Origin of the sequence: Natronorubrum halalkaliphilum, from assembly GCF_009834785.1 — an archaeon.
GTDB classification, from domain to species: domain Archaea; phylum Halobacteriota; class Halobacteria; order Halobacteriales; family Natrialbaceae; genus Natronorubrum; species Natronorubrum halalkaliphilum.
In genome coordinates this window covers 151,281-167,910 of sequence record NZ_WUYX01000015.1, presented here as the reverse complement: position 1 = coordinate 167,910, position 16,630 = coordinate 151,281, and the positions used below count along the sequence as shown (strand labels likewise).

The following is a 16,630-nucleotide window of genomic DNA, read 5'->3' as shown; positions in this document are numbered from 1 at the left end:
CGATCGTGCACTCGACAAAACGGCGGGTCGCTACGCGGTCGCCCACTCGAGCATCCGCTCGTAGACGGGGTCTGTCGCCAACGCCGTCGGATCGCCGACCAGCACGAGCGCGCGTTTCGGCCGGGTCAGCGCGACGTTGATCCGACGGTAGTCCTCGAAGATGGGGCCCTCGAGGGTTCCAGTCGCGGTAAAGGAGACGATGATGACTTCCTGGCTCGAGCCCTGGAAGCGGTCGACGGTGTCGACGGCGACGTCTTCGGGGACGTGGGACGAAATTTCGGAGACCTGAGCCCGGAACGGCGCGATGATCCCGATGTCGCTGCGATCGAGGCCGGCAGCCTCGTAGGTCTCGATCAGGTCGGCGATTCGGGCGGCCTCCTCGCTGTCGGTGTACTGACTGTCCTCACCCTCGACTTCGACGAACGAGACCGGATCCCGGAGGTCGTCTGGCAGCGACTCGCGAGAGACGCCGTCGAGGTCGTCCAGGTTTCGGGCCGCGACGGCGGGTTCTGCGGGTCGAAGTTCGCCGTCGTAGAACTCGGTCGAGGCGAAGGCCTGGATGCGCTGGTTCATCCGGTACTGGCGGTCGAGCATGACGCCGGCTTCGGGGTGGCAGTCGATGAGCCGTTCGAACAGCGACTCCGTAAGGTCGTTCTCCGCTCGCACGACGGGCGGCAGTTGCTCGTGGTCGCCGACGAGGACGAACCGCTCGGCGAGGTTGATCGCCGCGCAGGCCCCGGGTTCCGTCAACTGGGCGGCCTCGTCGACCAGCGCGACGTCGAAGGCCTGCTCTTTCATCACCCGGGAGCCACAGGTCGCCGTCGTCGCCGCGACCACCTGCGCGTTCTGGAGTTCGGCGACGCGATCCTCGGGCTCGCCCGAGCGCTCGAGTCGGTACGGCTCCATATCGTCGCGGACGCCGCTCTCGGAGCCGACGCGAACGACTCGATCGGGATCGATCACGTCCTCGAGTTGCTCGAGTAAGGCCTCGAGGGCGTTATCGACGGCTCGATTGGTGAACGCCGAGAGCAGGACGCGCTCGCCGCGTTCGACCATCGCGCGGATGGCTCGGGCGATGGTGTAGGTCTTTCCGGTGCCCGGCGGGCCGTGGATCAGCGCGCAGTCTCGTGCGCCGACGGCTTTCGTGACGGCCTCGTTCTGGGCGTCGTTGTTGTCGATGAACGTCTCCGGAATAGCCTCGAACTCGGGCTCCGTACGGCCGAACAGGATGTCCTTCCGGCGCTCGTCGCCTTTCAAGAGCGCGTCGTGCATCGCGACGAGCAGTCGATCGGTCGTCAGTTCGGAAGGGTAGACGTCGAGGCGGGTGACTTCGACCGGCTCGTCGGCCGTGAGGACGACCTCGTCGTCGAGTCGTTCGATCATCGCGAGTTCGGAGTCCCCCCGTACCGGATGGCCGTCGCTCGCGAGCACCAGATCGCCCTCTCGGAGTTTCGAGTTTTCCCCCGACGTTCGCCGCGCTCGCAGTTCCCAGCGCCCGCCCTCCAGCGGCCGTTTCTCGACGAACTCGAGGTCGATCAGCGCCCGGTCGTCGTCGGCGCGTTCCCGCGCGTCCTGTTCCCAGAGCTTGGCGTACTCGCGGTGGACTTCACGGCGTTCTTCCTCGATCGCTCGGTAGAAGCGCTGGAAGTACTCGCGTTCCTCCTCGGGGAGGGGCTGGCCGATCTGGCCGGCCTTGGACTCCTGATCGAGCCGTCCCGAAACGACCATGCAGGTGTCCTGCTCGAAGCAGTACTCGCACTTCGCCGATCCCTCGTAGCCGGTCGGAACGTCGCCGGCGACCTCCATCGCCGCGAGTTCGTTGCGCTGGCGCACGACGAACTTCAGGAGGCCGTCGCCCATCGCGAAATCCTTCGCAGGGGTGAGGTCGCCGGTTTCCTCGTTGCGGTCGAGCACCGAGTTCTTGGTGTAGAGCAGGGTTCCGGTGTCGACCTCGCCGCCGTGTTCCTCGAGCAACAGCGCGTAGCAGGCGGCCTGGACCTTGTCCTTGAATCGCGGCTCCTTCTTGAGGTTCTTGCCCGTCTTGAGTTCGACCGGCGCACCGCGGCGGATCGCGTCGGCCCGCCCGCGGATGCCGAACGTCTCGCTGATGAGGAGTTGCTCGGAGCGCCAGCTATCTTCCTCGGTCAGCCGGCCCTGCTCGAGCCAGCCCTCGATCGCTTTCGCGTTCTCTCGGACGTCTTCGGCGACGGCCTCGGGCGTTTCGCCGAGCAAGCCGAGTTCGAGGCCGCGTTCGTCGACGCGGGCCTCGATGGACTCCGCTAACGGTCGGTCGCGCAGCAGGTCCCCGAACACCTCGTGGACGAGGGTCCCTTTGACGACGGGGTAGTTCAGCGGCACTCCGGAGAGCTTGTTCAGGTAGTACAGTCGGGGACATTCAACCCAGTTGCGGATCGACGTCACGTTGACCAGAAAACTCGGCTCCACGACGACGTAGGAGTCGCCCGTCGTTGCGTACCTGGTTTCGCCCTGGTACTCCTCTTCTTTCGCGTCAGTAACGAGCAGTTCCATCCCCGGCTCGAGGTAGTCGGCCGATTCCGCCCACTTGTTCCACAGGGTTACCGTCGTGGTCTCGTGGCCGTCCGCGACGTTCGGCTCTCCGCCGGCGTCTCGAGCGAGCCTTTCGGCTCGCATCGACTCGTTGCCGTTGCCGCTGTCGCCGTCGCCGTCGTCGGCGAGTCGGACCGGTACCTCGGCGAGATCGCTCTCCCCGTAACTCGTCGACACCGACTTCACGTCGACCTCCCCCGCGACGGTTCCGCGTACGTGCACGCTTGTTCGTCAGGACCGAGCAGTCAAAAACGCTATCGGTCATCGGTCATCGGTCCTCCGCAAGTTGCCCTCAAGCGGCCCGATCCGATCGGCACGACATGAGAACCGTCTCAACGAGTCAGTGTAACAATCCATTACCCGTGATTTTCCTCGCCGTACGGTGGAACGGTCGGGGGCGTTTTTGCCCGACTGCGGCGAACCGCCAGTCGTCATGAGTGACTCGAACAGGGACGACCGCGATCCGCAAACGGCGGGCGGAACGGAGGTAGGAACCGGCCGCGAGGACCGCGTACGGAAGCCGTCCGACGACGTCGACTCCGGAACCGGCGTCGGTGATCGGCCCGGCGATCGGGATCCTCGAGACGAGTCGACCGCCATCGCGGACGAGGAACGGCGTCGAAAGACGTCGGTGCTCAGTATCATCGTCGCCGCACTCGGCGTCTGGGTCGCCGCCTCCCTTCTGCTCTTCGACGTCGCCGAAGCGTCGCTCTGGAACAACCTTCTGGTCGGTGCCGCCGTGTTCCTCGCCGCCGGCTACAACTTCTACCGGCTGTCGAACGATATCCCGCTCAGTACCGGGGTCGCGTCGCTGGTCGCCGTGCTCGGGATCTGGCTGATCATCGCGCCGGCGCTCCTGCAGATGACCGAAGGACTGTTCTGGACCACGCTCGTCTCCGGACTACTGATCGCCGGGCTTGCGGGGTACAACGCCTACGAAGCCCGCGAAGCACGGAGCGTCGCGACGGAGTCGACGCGGGCCTGATACGGTTTACCGCGCCGAACGCCGGTCAGTCTCGAGGCCCGCGTCGGCATCCGCGTCGATATCGGCCTCGAGTCGACGGAGCCGGTATTCGGCGGCGTGGTGTCGCGTTGCGACGACAGCGAACGCGATCATGACGGCGGCGAACGCGATCGAAACGGCGGGGGAGACGCCGTTAACGTAACTATTTCCTAACTGCCCGACTGCCAGCGTGACCGGGCCGAGTGCGAGGAGTGAACTTTTCGCCGGGGTGGCGCGAAACAGTTCGATGAGAGAGAGTGATTGACGGACGGACATGGTCAAACGTCGGTTACTCTCCCTGTGAGTGGCCCCACCGTATCCCTTTTGGTTCCGGAGGAGTGTCGGACGCGATCCCACACCCTCGCAACCGAACGTCGCGGGCAGTCGTCCGGCCGTCTCGTTCGCTTCGACCGATACGTTCATTCTGTCTGCGTCACAACGTTCGGCTATGCGGATTCGCGAGTGGCAGGACGTACTCGAGGACGTCACCGACCGGGACGTCGATCCCGAAAACTGGCGGGCGGTCGCCGGTGACCGCGCCGGCGGCGTCGGCGAAGACATGTATCTCGCCCACCCCCGCGCCGGCGTCTTTTTCCTGAAGACCTACGCGAAGAACCCCTACGAGGTTCGCGGTGTCGGGACGCAAGTGGCGCGCAAACTCGACGACGAGATCGGCTCGTTCCTCCCCGAAGAGAACAGCGGCGGTCGGTTCGCCGTTCAGTCGCCGCCCGAAGACGAGGAGCAGGCCCAGACCGTCTCCAAGCGCCTCGAGACGGTCCTCGAGACGCACGCGGACGCTCCGACCCGACCGCAGGACCTCTTCGACGACGTCATGGATGCCCTCGAGAGTCCCGCGTTCGGACCGATGGAGTACGACCAGTACGACCGACCGGACGAACTCGAGGACCTCGCCGACCGCTTCGAGGAGGCCGACGAGTTACTTCATTCGGAGCTCGAGGACCTGATCGAGACGGACGAAGTCGATCGCGGCTTCATGTAGGCCGATTCGAAAGTAGCCCCTCGAGTCCGTTGAGTGGACTTCTCGAGCCGCGAGCGGAGCGGGAGCCGATCGCCGCGATTCCGGTCGGCTCCGCGAGCGACGTCCAGAGTCGCGCTGGTCGTTCGACGGACCGTCGGGGCGGACGACCGATTGACCGCGTCTTTCGACCCACCGATGGCGGATAGTGACGAGGGGCCGAGAACGGAGTCGGTTGGATTCGAACGCGGCTCAGATCAGGTCCCCTTTCCCTCGTCCCGACGGGTTCGCGTCGATCGTCGGAATCTCGCCTGTTTCGGCGAGGCTCTTGAACCGATCGAGCGCCGTTCCGGCGAGCGCGCTCGGGACGACGCCGAGTCGTTCCAGCGCCGCGTTGCCCAGCGATCCGCCGGGCGGGTCGGACTGAATCCGGAGCGTGACCTGCGTTCCTCGATCGCCGGGTGCCGGCTGAAACCGGACCGTCGCCTCGTGTGGGACCGTTGCCCCGTCGACCGACGCCCACCGCAGGAGTTCGCCGGGTCGCTCCTCGACGAGTTCGGTCTCCCACTCGATCTCCTGACCGAGTGGCCCGTCAATGTGCCAGCTAAGGCGTCCTTCGTTACCAGTCGTTTCGGATACGTCCGCAAACTCCCCGACGATCTGATTGAACTGCTCCGGTTCCCGGCAGAACGCCGCGAGTTCGTCCGCCGGTTTCCCGACCGTGATCGTCCGCTCGATCGACGGGGCGTCCGTCGATTCCGCGTCCGGTCGCTCGTCGCCCGCCGCAGTGTTCACGCCGAGCAGTCGATAGAGTCGGCTGCGACCGCGGACACCGCGCGACAGCAGCGCCCCGCCGGCGGCGGCCGTCGCGACGCCGCCGAGCGAGCGACGCCGCAGCCCGCGAAACAGGAGCACGATGCCCAGCACGACGGACGCGGCCCGTTCCCGCGGGCCGATGTTGGTCCCCGAGCCCGCCCGATCCGAAACGGTCACGGCCTCCGGCGATTCGTCGATCGACTGTTGCGATCGAGACGTCATCGCTTCCTCCTCGAACCGGCCGCCGCCGAACTATCGCGAACCGGGCGGTCCGCGTTTGTTTCGACGCGAATCCGACGCCCGGAGCGAGGCGCACGTTCTCGAGCGGTCGCGACGACCGACACTTCGAACTCGGGGTGGTTCCTCCAACGACGACGGTTTGGTGGCATGTCGTAACTGCTCCACTACGTACTCGCACGCACCTGTCAATTGGATGTTGGGGCTGAGAGTGCAGCGCCCACCGGTCGCGGCCCGCTGGGAGTCGAGGGTGGTGTTATCGACTGCTCTCTTCCGCTCGGCGCGACCGAACCTGCGTCTGCGTCCGGTGGGCCTTTGGGACCGGGCTTCGACAGTAGACCCATGAGCGAACGCGCCGAATCCGTCGTCCGCGACTACTACGACGCGCTTCGAAACGGCGAGGCGCTCGAACCGTACTTTCTCGAGGACGAGACGACGGTGAAGTTCGGCATCAGCGAGGGGCTGTTCGGCTTCGAGCAGGTGTCGGAGGCGCTTCGGGAACAGAGCTGTACGACCGACGAATGGACGATCGAAAGTACGAATCTCGTCGTCGACGAGCACGACGAGTACGCCACCGTCGCCGACGAGGTCACGATGGCCTGGACGGACACCGAGTCAGGCGAGCGACGCCGCTTCGAGACGCGCTGGAGCGGGACGCTCGTTCGCCGCGAATCGGGCTCCGTCGACGACTCGAGCGGCGAACCTACCGAGTCCCGGAATACCGACGGCGAACGGCCAGCGTGGGCGTTCCACGCGATGCACGTCAGCACTCCGGACGAGCTATGAGACGTGGTCCCGGCCGGGACGCCTCGCAGACGACCGCATTGACGTCTCCATCGGCTCGGGTCGCGATCGGATTCGTCTCGCTCGTCGGCCTTTCGGGCGGAATGATCGCCGTCCAGGGCGATGCGCCGCCAGTGGTCATCGCGGGTACCGTTCTGGGCGGCCTTATCGCGGGTGCCGCGCTGCTCTGGTACGTTTACTGGATTGTGTAGCGGTAGGGATAGCCGAGTCAAGAACGGGCGCCTCGAAAGCGGAGAAGCGCCGGTTTGTACTCACAGCACGGCCGAAACGTGTCCTACTGTCGCCCCGTCTCAGCGATCGATCCGCTGAATCCACAGCCCCGGATCGTCGAGTTCGTCGTGGGTCGGCAGGCTCTCCGGGCCCTCCCAGACGAGACTCGCCGTCTCGAGGTCGCGTGCGTTCACGACGGCCTCGAAGAAGTTCTTCCCGCGCTCGTACTGGCGCTCCTTGAGCCCGAGGCCGAGGAGTCGCCGGAACAGCTTCTGAAGCGGTCCGCGACCCTGCCGGCGGGCGTCGAGTTTCCGACGCAAATCCGCGTACTCGTCGTCGAAGGCGTGATCCATCAGGAGTTCCGCGTACCCCTCGACGACGGTCATCGCCGCGTCGAGGTCGCGGAACGCGTTCCGGTCGAACGAGCCGTCCGACAGCGCCGCGATGCCGTCCTCCATGCGGGTCTCGAGGTGGTCCGACAACCAGGGTGCGGCCCCGAACTCCGCGGCGTGGGTCACCTCGTGGAACGCGATCCAGCGGCGGAACCGATCGGGGTCGACCTCGAGTTTCTCGGCGGCGTTCAGGATGTTCGGGCGGACGAAGTACAGCGCGTGGTTGTCCTCGGGCGACTCGGCGAGCAGCAGGGGGTCGTACTGTCCGAGGACGTTCCGTCCGAGGAACGCGAGCAAGACGGTCATCGTTCCCGTATTGACCGTTCGAGCGACGCCGGGGAAGGCACCGGTTTGGGCGTGGTCCTCGAGGGTGCCCATGACGCGCTCGAAGGTCGCGATGTTGGCGTCAATCCAGTGGTGACGGTTCTGGATCTCGACGGTGTCGGGAACGTCGAACTCGGCCCCCGACACCGTTCGAATGGCCTCCCGTGCGTCGCGAACGTCGCGTGCGTAGGCCTCGCGCTCGCCGGGCTCGAGGTCGAGCGAGCCCGGATCGGTCGCCGCCTTCGCAGCGTCGGCGGCCGACCGCCAGTCGATCATGTCGTCGCCGGAGGCCCCAGCGACGGCCTGGGCGCTACGATAGAGATTCACGACTACGAGTAGGGGAAGCAAGCGCAAAAGCGTTCGGTCGGTCGAATACTGGCCCCGATCGGTCGGTCGCCGACTCGGACGAATCGGGGTGGCGAGTTCGCGTTCGTAGTTCGTCGAATCGACTCCGGTCGGCGGTAGCGTTCAGTTGACGATAACGTCGGGCTGTTCTTCGGTCTCGAGTTCGTCTTCGTCGTCGCCGCGGAACTTCTTGGCGGCGACGGCGATGCCGACGAGCGCGACGAGCGCGATGACGGCACCGATGGCTTTTCCGCCGGAGCCGTCTTCGTCGGCCGCAGCGGCCTCGTCGTCGGTCTCGAGATCAAGGTCGGTTTCGGTGCCGTGCTCCGGCGTCTCCTCCGAGTCGTCGCTCGGTCCGATCGGCAGTGCGCTGCCGATCGATCCCAGACCGAACTGGGTGTCGCCGTCCAGATGCAACTCGATAAGGGTGAACTTTGTCTCTCCCATACGCTGTGGCTCAACGACCGACCACTTAGCCGTTGGGTTGGGATACTGTAACGGAGAGAGCGAATGCTCGCGGGACGGAGTCAGGACCGGTACGATTAAGTGTCCGTCACCTGCGGTCTTTCGTATGAGTGGACGACCGCTGGATGTCCTCGAAGCCTCGCTCGGCGAACGCGTAACGGTGCGACTCAAGAGCGGCGACGAGTACGTCGGCGACCTCGCTGGCTACGACCAGCACATGAACCTCGTACTCGAGGACGCAACGATTCCGGTCGAAGGCGGAGTTGAAGCGGAGACGCCGGTCGAAGACACAACCATTATACGCGGCGATAACGTCGTTTCGATCACTCCATGACTGGCGCAGGAACCCCAAGCCAAGGAAAGAAGAACAAGACGACCCACACCAAGTGTCGTCGCTGCGGAGAGAAGTCTTACCACACCAAAAAGAAGGTTTGCTCCTCGTGTGGCTTCGGCAAATCGGCCAAGCGCCGCGGCTACGAGTGGCAGTCGAAAACCGGCGACAACTAACTGCAGTCGTTCTGCCGTTTTCGCTTCTTCCTCACCGTTTTCGAGCGACGGCCATCGCCAGCAAACCGCTGCGTCTCGTCTCCGATTTGATCGCAGTTGGGTTGCCCGTCCTCGAACGCCGCGTTTCCCGGCCACCCGAGCCGCCGATGGACAGCCATTAGTCCCGCGCCGCGAACACTCGCGTATGGAGACGACGGACGCCTTTACCGGGCTCGAGTGTGTCGACTGCGGCGCGGCGTACGATGCCGAAACCGAGTCCCATCAGTGCCCCGACTGCGGGGGCACGCTCGACCCGACCTACGACTACGACGCGATCGATCTCGACCGCGAGACCCTCGAGTCCCGACCCTTCGACTCGATGTGGCGCTACGAGGAACTGCTTCCGTTTACGCGCGAGTCGGCGGTGACGATGCACGAGGGGGCGACGGCGCTTGTCGATTGTCCCAACCTGGCCGAGGAGATGGGCGTCGAACGCGTTCTGATCAAAGACGAAGGTCGGAATCCGACGGGGACGTTCAAGGATCGCGGCCAGACGGTCGCCGTAACGGCGGCCACACAACACGGCGCGACCGACGTCGCGCTCGCCTCGGCGGGCAACGCCGGTCAGGCCGCCGCCGCGTACGCGGGACGGGCGGGACTTGACTCGCACGTCTACCTCCCCTCGCGGTCGGGCTTTACGAACAAGGCGATGGTCAACGTCCACGGCGGCGACATGAACGTCGTCGGCGGACGCATCGACGACGCCGGCGGGGCCTACGAAGAAGGGCTCGACGAACACGACGACTGGTATCCCCTCCAGACGTTCGTCACGCCGTATCGCCACGAGGGCAAGAAGACGATGCTCTACGAAATCGTCGAACAGCTCGAGTGGGAGGTTCCCGACGCGATCTGTTACCCCACCGGGGGCGGCGTCGGGCTGATCGGGATGTACAAGGCCGCAACGGAGTTTCGCGATCTCGGGCTGATCGACGAGGTCCCCTCGCTGTATGCAGCCCAGGCGTCGGGCTGTGCGCCCATCGTCGACGCCTACGAGGACGGCCGCGACGAACACGAGCCGGTCGAAACCCCGGACACCATCTGCGGCGGCCTCGAGATTCCGGATCCCGGGGCGAGCCCGTGGATCCTCGAGGCGCTCCGCGAGACCGACGGCGGCGCGGTCGCGATGGACGACCCCGACATTCTCGACGCCGCGACGCAGGTCGCCCAGCACGAGGGCCTCGAGATGGTTCCGAGTTCGGCGGCGGCGGCCAGCGGAGCGTGGGAGCTCGCAGAACGCGGCGAGTTCGACGGCGACGAGACGGTCGTGATCCTGAACACCGGAGCCGGGAACAAGGAAGCGGACGTGCTGCGCAGTCACCTGATGAGTCAGGGGATCTGACGACAGTTCAGGCCGGTTCGGTTATCTGGTCCGCTGATTGGGCGGTATCCAGGTATCCGCTCACTGCTTATTCGGACTTTCGACGGCAACAAACGGTGGCTCTCGAAAAACGCACGAGGCGACTCAGTCGTCGTCGGCCTTCTCGGGGTTCGTTTCGTCGATGCTCTCCGCTTTCGCCTCGTCGACGACGTCGATCGAAACGCCGGCGTCCATGCCACGATTCCGGTTTGCATCACCGAACCCAGCGCTCAAGACGCGGGTCAGCGCGTCTTCGACGTCCTCCTCGAGTTCCGTGATCCGTTCGGATTTGACCTCGATGACGAACCCGGTGGTGATGTTCGGCGAGGTCGGTAAGAACAGCACTTCGCGACCGTCCTCGGTCACTTTGCCCGTCTTGAACGCCGTCATTCGCAGCCCGTTCCAGGTTTCGAGTTTCACGGGTTTCTGGAGGGAGTCCTGTTCGCCGAACGCGGTCTCAGCGGCCATCTTCGAAGCGTTGTAGACGACACGCATCACGGGGACGCGGTTCGCGACGTTGTCGACGACCCGTTCGAAGAGGCCGCCGACGGTCGTCCGCATGAGATAGCCGACGGAAAAGGTGAGGATGGTGAAGACGGTCAGCGCGACGACGACGCGAAGAAACTGTGCGAGTTGCTCGCGAGTCTGGGTGGCCTGCTCGCCGTCGCCCGGCACGAGGGGCTCGAGGGCCTCGGGGTCGAGGATGAGCCCGGGCGTGAGACCGGCGACGAGGCCGTAGAGCCAGTAAATAACGTAGAGGGTGACGAGAATCGGGCCGAGGACGATCAGCCCGCTCGCGAAATCTCGCTTCCACGAAGCCATGTACAGCAACTCACACTAGGGGCTAATGAGCCCTTCCCTTTAGCGGCCGAGGATCGCTCGGAGGGCGAACCACACGTTTTCCTTCCGTTCGGTAACGCGACGGTAGAAGTACGACTTCCAGCGGTCGCCGTAGGGAACGTACTGATAGACGGAGTGGTCATCGGCGAGTTCGTACTGGGCGTCTTCGCGGACGCCCATGAGCATCTGAATCTCGAAGTCGGTACCGTGCTCCTCGTGGAGGTCGATCGCGTGCTCGATCATCGCCGGGTCGTGGCTCCCGATCCCGATCCCGCCGTCATAGTGCTCGAAGGCGTACTCGAGGAGGTCCCTGTACTCCCGGTTGATTCGCGTCGAGTCCTGGTAGGCGACGTCGGCCGGTTCGTCGTAGGCTCCTTTGACGAATCGGACCTTTCCGGGTACGTCCGCGAGCCGTTCGACGTCCGCGCGGGTTCGCTCGAGGTTGGCCTGGACACAGACGCCGACGCCGGCGTCGGATCCCTGATCGGACGCCGAGCGCTCGCCGCCGCCGTACTCGCGAGCGAGGTCCTCGAAGGCGTCGAGCGTGGCGTCCGTCGTCGTGTGGTCTTCCATATCGATCCAGACGAAAACGCCGTGGTCGGCCGCCGCCTCGACGACGGCCTCGAGTTCCTCGCGAAACACGTCCTCGCCCAGATCGAGGCCCAGCTGCGAGGGTTTGATCGAGAGACAGGCGTCGAGATTCGAGTTCGCGATGTCGCCGGCCAGCGCCCGGTACTCCCCAGCGTCCGAGCGAACGGGCGGTCGGTCGTCGTAGTGCTCACCCAGCAGATTGACGATCGCCTTGACGTTGCGGCCGTTGAGTCGCCGCACGTGATCGAGCGCCTGTGCCGGGGACTCCCCGGCGACGAACCGGTTCGCGATCGGCGGAATCATGTTCCCTAGTTGGACTGCCAGTCCTAAGGGAGTTTGTGTGTGACAGCGCGTGGCACATTGGCCCAATTCGCTCGCTATAGGGACCGCTTCCGCACACTCGAGCCGAACGCCACGGGATATGGCCTCGAGAGGGTCACGCAGTTCGTCGTAGACTACAGTGTCGGTCGGGCCGACGAGCGGTACTGTCTGCCCGCTCAGTCGACTGCTGCGGGACTGACGATCAACGACGCGCTGTGGAATCCCGGCGAGCGGTCGGGCCGATCGGCACGCGACTACGAGTCTCGATCGATCCCGTCCCGTTCTCCGCAGGTGTGTAGTCAGTAATTGTATACACTCTTCATGGATATTGTGGACAAGTTATTAATATCTGTTTCACCTGGGGACACGTATGACGGCAGGACCGCCGATCGACGACATTCACTTCGATGACGCACCGAACGTCGACTCCGTACCCGGGCCCAACACCCGCGCCCTGCTCGAGAAACAGACGGAGATCGACAGCAGCGCGGTCGCCTACCCCAACGACATCCCGATCGCGTTCGAGGAGGGGAAGGGAGCGACGGTCCGCGACGCGGACGGCAACACCTACATCGACATGTTCGCCGGCATCGGCGTGCTCAACGTCGGCCACTCGAACCCCTACGTTCTGGAGGCGGTTCACGAACAGGCCGACAAGTTCGTCCACACGGTCGACTTCCCGACCGAAGCGCGACTCGAGTTGATCGAGAAACTCGACGAAATCGCGCCGGCGGGCATGCAGGGCAACAACCGGGTCGTGTTCGGCGGCCCGACGGGTAGCGACGCCATCGAAGCGTCGATCAAGCTCGCCAAGTACAACACGGGCGGCGACGGTCTCATCGCGTTCCGCGGCGCCTACCACGGGGCGACGACCGGCGCGATGAGCGTCACCTCGAACAAGAAGTTCAAGGGTCACTACACGCCGCTCCTTTCCGACGTCGTCCACGCGCCGTACCCGCACCCGTTCCGACAGGACAAAGCGCCACAGGAGGCCGTCGATCACGCCTTAGAGGAGGTCCAGGCCATCGTCGAGGATCCCTACGGCGGTCTCGCGAATCCGGCCGGAATCATCGTCGAACCGATCCAGGGCGAGGGCGGCATCGTCACCCCGCCGGAGGGCTTCCTGCAGGGGCTGCGTGACATCGCCACCGACAACGACGTCACGCTCGTCTTCGACGAGATCCAGAGTGGCCTCGGCCGCACCGGCGAGTGGTGGGCCAGCGACTGGGAGGGCGTCACGCCGGACGTGATGACCTCCGCGAAAGCCCTCGGCGGCGTCGGCTTCCCGCTCTCCGCGACGATGTACAAGGAGGAACTCGATACGTGGGGGTCGGGCGACCACGCCGGCACCTACCGCGGCCACGTCGTCGGGATGCGCGCCGGCACCCGCGCCATCGAGTACATCCAGGAACACGACCTGCTCGCCCACGCAAAAGAACTCGGCGAGTACATTCAGGGACGGCTCCGGGAAGCGGGCGAGGAGACCGACCGTCTCGCCGACATCCGCGGTAAGGGCCTGATCATCGGCGCCGAGTTCGTCGACGCCGACGGGAAGCCCGACAGCGATACCGTCGACGCGATCCAACAGTACTGCTTCGAACACGGCGTCCTCGTCTGGACGGCCGGCCGCCACGGCAACATCCTGCGATTCCTCCCGCCGCTCGTGCTCACCCACGAGCTCGCGGAGACGGCGCTGGACGTCGTCGCCGAGGCCATCGAGCACGTGACCGCACAGACGGCCTGAACATCGGTCCGGCCTCGCGTCTCGATCGCTTCCCGATACACGAACGGAACCGTTCGGAACCCGCCGTACTCGAGTCACCATGTCCGATACAGATCCCATCGAAACCGATGACGCACCGAGCAACGACAACCCCTACTCGCAGGGCGTCCGGGCCGGCGATACGCTGTACGTCTCCGGCTACGGCCCCGTCGATCCGGAGACAGGCGAGGAAGCCGACGGCGACGTCCAGGACCAGACGGTTCGGGTCCTCGAGAACATCGCCGCTGTCGTCGACGAAGCCGGCGGCGACGGCCTCGACGACGTGGTCAAGGTCACGGTCTACCTGACCGACCTCGAGGACTATGAGCGCGTCAACGAGGCCTACGGCGAGCAGTTCGGCGCGGAGCCACCGGCGCGCGTCTGTGTCGAGGTCTCGCGGCTGCCGGAAGACGTTCGCGTCGAGATGGACGCGACGGCGTATCTCGGTTGAACGTTCCCGGCGGACGGCCCTCGTCGCCGTCGTTTGTGTGCTGATCGGTGTCACCCGCGAGCCTCGCGAGGCTCCCACATCGCTGCTTCAATCGAACTCGCGTAGACGGTATACGATTTTCGACCACGGTTAAGTACTTCCCGCGCTTACAACCGGCAAGAATGGCCTATGACGTTCGGAACAGATTGAGCGAGGTGCGGCGAATCTTCCACCGCCTCCCGGAACCCGGCTGGCGCGAGTTCCGGACGACGGCGCAAGTCGTAGCGGAACTCGAGGAAATCGGCGTCGACGAGATCGCCGTCGGCCGCGAGGCCCTTTCGACCGACGAGCGCATGGCCGTGCCATCGGAATCGGAACTCGAGCCCTGGTTCGAACGGGCACGCGACGCGGATGTTCGGGAGGACATCCTCGAGCGGACCGCCGGCGGGCACACCGGCGTGGTTGCGGTGCTCGAACAGGGCGATGGGCCGACGGTCGGCCTGCGCGTCGATCTCGATGCGATTTCGATGGAGGAGTCGTCCGCCGACGACCACCGACCCGCCGCGGAGGGCTTTCGATCCGAACACGAGGGGTACATGCACGCCTGCGGGCACGACGCCCACATCGCAATCGCACTGGGCACACTCGAGGCCGTGAAGGACAGCGACTTTTCGGGGACATTCAAGGTGTTTTTCCAGCCCGCCGAGGAGATTTCGGGCGGCGGGAAGGCGATGGCCAAAGGAGGGTACGTCGACGACGTTGACTACCTGTTCGCGCTGCACATCGGGCTCGATCACCCGTCCGGCGAGATCGTCGCCGGGATCGAGAAGCCGCTGGCGATGGCGCACCTAACGGCCACGTTCGAGGGGGCGAGCGCTCACGCGGGCAAAGCACCGAACGAAGGGGGCAACGCCATGCAGGCGTCGGCGACCGCGATCCAGAACGCGTACGCGATCCCGCGACACAGCGACGGGATGACCCGGGTCAATATCGGCCATATCGAGGGCGGAACCGCCAGCAACGTCATCGCCGAGGAGATCACCATCGAAGCTGAAGTCCGCGGCGAGACGACGGGGCTCATGGAGTACATGCGAACGGAACTCGAGCGCGTGCTCTACGCCGCCGCGGAGATGCACGACTGCGACGTCACGCCCCGAATCATCAGCGAGTCGCCGCGGGCGGATAGCGACCCCGAACTTCGAAACCTCGTCGCCGCGGTCGCACGCGAGACCGTCGGCGTCGACCGGATCGTCGAGACGACGCCGTTCGGCGTCAGCGAGGACGTCACCTACCTGATGGAGCGGGTACAGCAAGGCGGCGGCCTCGCCTCGTACATGCTCGTCGGCTCCGACCACCCGACGAACCACCACACGCCGACGTTCGATATCGACGAGAGCAGTCTCGAGATCGGCGTCTCGGTCATCACAGACGCCATTCTCGAGTGTTCTAGACGGCGACCGTAACGGGGTCGGTGTGGTCGCGTTCAGTTCTCGAGTCCGCAACACCCCCGGTTGTGCTGTGTGTCTCGATTCGTTTCAGCGGGGAGACACAGCCGAGTCGGGCGGACGTCGAAGGGGTTGCCGATCGACAAGATGTACGATAATTGCCGTGTTCGATAGATCAGAAGGATTAATTCGCGGGCCCACCGTGTGTTGTGTATGAGTCAGGACGACGTGCCGGAGTCGCTTCGAACGGCGGCGGACTCGGATCGCCCGCGCGGAATTCTTACGCCCTCCGACCGCGACTTCCTGCTCGGACGGAAGACGGACTACACCGACCACTCGAAAAAGCAAAAGCGAAACCGGATCCGGCGGCGGGTGCGGAACGCGGTCCTCGACTTCAGCATTCTTTTCGAGTACCTCGAGGAACGGGACCGGGAGACGGTGTTCGATCCGGACGACGAGGATCGAGACGCCTACACGCAAGGGATCACGGATATGCTCGCGTTCTTGCATCTCGGTACGATGGGGTATCACACGCCGTTCAAAGAGATGCTCTCCGAGGGCGTCGGCAAGGCCGAACAGCGACTCGCCGGTTCGAACTACCGGATGGTCAACGTCGAGTTCAACGTCGATCCGGTCGGTCAGATCGACGTCGACGAAGTCATCGAGAAACTCGAGAACGAGGAGTTCGCCCAGTTGACCGACGAGGAACTCCGAGCGTTCGTTCGACTCCTGACGATGTCGGATAGCTTCTCACCCGAGGGGACCCGCGAGGAGATCAAAGACCGCGTCGACGAATTCTCCGAGCGCGTTACCGAGAGCGCCGAGGCTCGCGACCGGAAACTCGAGGAACTGACGAACTGACTCCGTTTCAGAAATCGTTTTCGCCGGCCGACCAACTGCTGCCTCGAAATCACTTTCACGATAAATTTGCCGGCTTCGTGTCGGTCACGAACGTTATCTAGGCCACAGTGCGTGCGACTGCTCGCTCTGTCCTTCCCGATCGGGTGACTACAGTATATGACCCGGCACGCTCACCGCCAGATTCGGTCAGCGTGGAACACACTGTGTGAGAATCTCCGTATGTTATTATTATCGGGATATAGGTTATGCTATTATAATTATAGAGGGTCCTCAGAGTCATTTAGGCACTTTCGTATAGTGTTTAGCCTCTCGAGAACCGGTCCAACCAATAAACGTA

At 64.6% G+C, this 16,630-nt stretch carries 18 protein-coding genes; 11 read left to right on the top strand and 7 right to left on the bottom strand.

Features of this window, described 5'->3' with window-relative positions; translation table 11 throughout:
* Positions 1 to 30: 30 nt before the first annotated feature.
* Positions 31 to 2,790, bottom strand: a complete 2,760-nt coding sequence (locus GS429_RS04080; RefSeq protein ID WP_328821234.1) for an AAA domain-containing protein — start codon at positions 2,788 to 2,790, stop codon at positions 31 to 33.
* A 211-nt stretch (positions 2,791 to 3,001) separates the two neighbouring features.
* Between GS429_RS04080 and GS429_RS04075 the strand changes: the two genes are divergently transcribed.
* Positions 3,002 to 3,553, top strand: a complete 552-nt coding sequence (locus GS429_RS04075; RefSeq protein WP_160062966.1) for a DMT family transporter — start codon at positions 3,002 to 3,004, stop codon at positions 3,551 to 3,553.
* 6 nt (positions 3,554 to 3,559) lie between these two features.
* Here GS429_RS04075 and GS429_RS04070 read toward each other — a convergent pair whose 3' ends face one another.
* A complete protein-coding gene (locus GS429_RS04070) occupies positions 3,560 to 3,847 on the bottom strand; it encodes a hypothetical protein (RefSeq protein ID WP_160062964.1) in 288 nt (95 codons plus the stop codon).
* A gap of 172 nt (positions 3,848 to 4,019) precedes the next feature.
* Here GS429_RS04070 and GS429_RS04065 point away from each other — a divergent pair, with 172 nt between their 5' ends.
* Positions 4,020 to 4,571 (top strand): hypothetical protein, encoded by a 552-nt coding sequence (locus GS429_RS04065; RefSeq protein WP_160062962.1) that lies wholly within the window; start codon positions 4,020 to 4,022, stop codon positions 4,569 to 4,571.
* Between the two features lie 228 nt (positions 4,572 to 4,799).
* Here GS429_RS04065 and GS429_RS04060 read toward each other — a convergent pair whose 3' ends face one another.
* The gene (locus GS429_RS04060) at positions 4,800 to 5,585 is read right to left on the bottom strand and encodes an SRPBCC family protein (protein ID WP_160062960.1); all 786 of its coding nucleotides are present in this window, start codon (positions 5,583 to 5,585) and stop codon (positions 4,800 to 4,802) included.
* Between the two features lie 357 nt (positions 5,586 to 5,942).
* On the opposite strand from GS429_RS04060, the gene GS429_RS04055 reads away from it, so the two are divergent.
* Positions 5,943 to 6,386: a nuclear transport factor 2 family protein gene (locus GS429_RS04055; protein ID WP_160062958.1), complete on the top strand. Its 444-nt coding sequence runs from the start codon at positions 5,943 to 5,945 to the stop codon at positions 6,384 to 6,386.
* Positions 6,383 to 6,595, top strand: coding sequence for a hypothetical protein (locus tag GS429_RS04050; protein WP_160062956.1), 213 nt, complete (start codon positions 6,383 to 6,385; stop codon positions 6,593 to 6,595). Before GS429_RS04055 ends, GS429_RS04050 begins: the two co-directional genes overlap by 4 nt.
* Positions 6,596 to 6,694: 99 nt before the next feature.
* Here GS429_RS04050 and GS429_RS04045 read toward each other — a convergent pair whose 3' ends face one another.
* Both GS429_RS04045 and GS429_RS04040 read right to left on the bottom strand, forming a co-directional pair.
* The gene (locus tag GS429_RS04045; protein WP_328821233.1) at positions 6,695 to 7,657 is read right to left on the bottom strand and encodes a zinc-dependent metalloprotease; all 963 of its coding nucleotides are present in this window, start codon (positions 7,655 to 7,657) and stop codon (positions 6,695 to 6,697) included.
* A gap of 141 nt (positions 7,658 to 7,798) precedes the next feature.
* Positions 7,799 to 8,122, bottom strand: coding sequence for a hypothetical protein (locus GS429_RS04040; RefSeq protein WP_160062954.1), 324 nt, complete (start codon positions 8,120 to 8,122; stop codon positions 7,799 to 7,801).
* A 124-nt stretch (positions 8,123 to 8,246) separates the two neighbouring features.
* Here GS429_RS04040 and GS429_RS04035 point away from each other — a divergent pair, with 124 nt between their 5' ends.
* The 3 genes from GS429_RS04035 (at position 8,247) to GS429_RS04025 (ending at position 10,025) form a co-directional block, all read left to right on the top strand.
* On the top strand, positions 8,247 to 8,474 hold the full coding sequence (locus GS429_RS04035; protein WP_160062952.1) for an LSM domain-containing protein: 228 nt from the start codon (positions 8,247 to 8,249) through the stop codon (positions 8,472 to 8,474).
* Positions 8,471 to 8,647: a 50S ribosomal protein L37e gene (locus GS429_RS04030; protein WP_076609090.1), complete on the top strand. Its 177-nt coding sequence runs from the start codon at positions 8,471 to 8,473 to the stop codon at positions 8,645 to 8,647. Before GS429_RS04035 ends, GS429_RS04030 begins: the two co-directional genes overlap by 4 nt.
* 184 nt (positions 8,648 to 8,831) lie before the next feature.
* Positions 8,832 to 10,025 (top strand): threonine synthase, encoded by a 1,194-nt coding sequence (locus GS429_RS04025; protein ID WP_160062950.1) that lies wholly within the window; start codon positions 8,832 to 8,834, stop codon positions 10,023 to 10,025.
* Positions 10,026 to 10,148: 123 nt separating this feature from the next.
* Here GS429_RS04025 and GS429_RS04020 read toward each other — a convergent pair whose 3' ends face one another.
* Positions 10,149 to 10,865, bottom strand: a complete 717-nt coding sequence (locus GS429_RS04020) for a DUF502 domain-containing protein (RefSeq protein WP_160062948.1) — start codon at positions 10,863 to 10,865, stop codon at positions 10,149 to 10,151.
* A 39-nt stretch (positions 10,866 to 10,904) separates the two neighbouring features.
* A complete protein-coding gene (locus GS429_RS04015; RefSeq protein WP_160062946.1) occupies positions 10,905 to 11,777 on the bottom strand; it encodes a proline dehydrogenase family protein in 873 nt (290 codons plus the stop codon).
* A 388-nt stretch (positions 11,778 to 12,165) separates the two neighbouring features.
* On the opposite strand from GS429_RS04015, the gene GS429_RS04010 reads away from it, so the two are divergent.
* From GS429_RS04010 to GS429_RS03995, 4 genes are all read left to right on the top strand, one after another.
* Positions 12,166 to 13,539 carry an aspartate aminotransferase family protein gene (locus GS429_RS04010; protein ID WP_160062944.1) on the top strand — a complete coding sequence of 458 codons (1,374 nt, stop codon included), beginning with the start codon at positions 12,166 to 12,168 and terminating at the stop codon, positions 13,537 to 13,539.
* A gap of 79 nt (positions 13,540 to 13,618) precedes the next feature.
* A complete protein-coding gene (locus GS429_RS04005; protein ID WP_160062942.1) occupies positions 13,619 to 14,008 on the top strand; it encodes a Rid family detoxifying hydrolase in 390 nt (129 codons plus the stop codon).
* A gap of 161 nt (positions 14,009 to 14,169) precedes the next feature.
* Complete coding sequence (locus GS429_RS04000; RefSeq protein ID WP_160062940.1) at positions 14,170 to 15,450, top strand: amidohydrolase; 1,281 nt, start codon at positions 14,170 to 14,172, stop codon at positions 15,448 to 15,450.
* A gap of 195 nt (positions 15,451 to 15,645) precedes the next feature.
* A complete protein-coding gene (locus GS429_RS03995; RefSeq protein WP_160062938.1) occupies positions 15,646 to 16,293 on the top strand; it encodes a DUF8102 family protein in 648 nt (215 codons plus the stop codon).
* Positions 16,294 to 16,630: the final 337 nt, after the last annotated feature.